Source organism: Marinobacter sp. 1_MG-2023 (assembly GCF_030549045.1).
Lineage (GTDB): Bacteria > Pseudomonadota > Gammaproteobacteria > Pseudomonadales > Oleiphilaceae > Marinobacter.
In genome coordinates this window covers 1-1,309 of sequence record NZ_JAUOST010000014.1, presented here as the reverse complement: position 1 = coordinate 1,309, position 1,309 = coordinate 1, and the positions used below count along the sequence as shown (strand labels likewise).

The following is a 1,309-nucleotide window of genomic DNA, read 5'->3' as shown; positions in this document are numbered from 1 at the left end:
TGATCTTGTACCACTTTGATGGACACTTTATGCACTGAGCTTTTCATAATCCTCCGGGGATTGGTAGCCCAGACTCGAATGCAATCGTTCGCCGTTATAGAACATCATGTAGTGAATGATTTCCGAGACCGCCTGCACTTTCGTGTCGAACAAACGCTTATGCACCAGCTCCGCTTTCAGTGTGTGGAAGTAGGACTCCATAGCTGCATTATCCAGCGGGTTACCCTTACGGCTCATGCTTCGAACCATACTCGCGGTCTCCAGCAGCTCCCGGTAATCGTGAGCGGCGTATTCGATGCCCTGGTCCGAGTGGAAGAGGCAGCCAGGGGGCGGTGTCTCGTTCAACAAGGCCATGCGCAGCGCGCTTTTGGTCAGTTCGCTATTCCGGCGGCTGCTGAACGACCAGCCCACCACCCGACGACTGAACAGATCGATAATCGCCGCGTGATACAGCCAGCCGGTGCGGGTTTTCAAATAGGTGAAGTCGCCAGCCCACTGCTGGCCGCAGCCTGTGGGTGCATCGCTGCCTTTGAGCTGATTACCCGCCGAGCTGTAAAACGCGTGCTGCCCAGGCCGCCAGGCATACAATCCGGTGGTTGAGGCTTTGATCTCAAGTGCCCGCATCAACCGATTCACCCGTCGACGGCTGCAAGGGATACCCTGGTGGCGCAACGCCTGATGCACTCTTGGCGCGCCATAGGCCCGCCGATACCCCTGGTGCAACTCGACAATGGCGCCTTTGATCACCTCATCCTGCTGTCGATGCAGGCTGACAGGGCGCGTGAGCCAGGCATAGAAGCCGCTACGAGACACCCCAAAGAATACGCACAACCGTTTGACACTGAACCGATCCCGGTTCTTCTCGATAAACGCAAAAATCAGTGACGGTTTTTCTCGAAGAACCGACGCGCCTTTTTTAGGAGATCAATTTCCTCCTGGCGCGCATTCAGCTGTTTCTCCAGATCCTTGATGCGCTTTTTTGCCTTAGCCAGCTCGTCCTCGGCAGCGGCCTCGGAGTCCGGTGGCGGGTTGACCCGTTTGGGCGAGGGCTTCTGCTTTTTCATGTGTTTGTTTTCAACCAGCGTCCCGTTGCGATGCTCCATACACCAGCGGTACAGCATTACCGGGTGTATCCCCAGCCCCTCCGCGATATCCTTGGTTTTAACGTTAGGGTGATTAGCCAGTTTAACGGCCCGCAGCTTGAACGCCAGGGTGTAACGGTCGTAGTTTCTCTTGTGGGTGTGCCCCATGACAGGCCCCCTTTAGTGTCCGGTAAATGACCGTCCACTAAAGCGGTGCAAGATCAGCG

The 1,309-nt window shown here is 56.1% G+C and carries 2 protein-coding genes; both read right to left on the bottom strand.

The annotated features are described in order from the left end of the window. Positions 1-27 precede the first annotated feature (27 nt). Positions 28-867: an IS3 family transposase gene (locus Q4606_RS18205; RefSeq protein WP_303608363.1), complete on the bottom strand. Its 840-nt coding sequence runs from the start codon at positions 865-867 to the stop codon at positions 28-30. A gap of 11 nt (positions 868-878) precedes the next feature. Then, complete coding sequence (locus Q4606_RS18200) at positions 879-1,250, bottom strand: transposase (protein WP_303608362.1); 372 nt, start codon at positions 1,248-1,250, stop codon at positions 879-881. Positions 1,251-1,309: the final 59 nt, after the last annotated feature.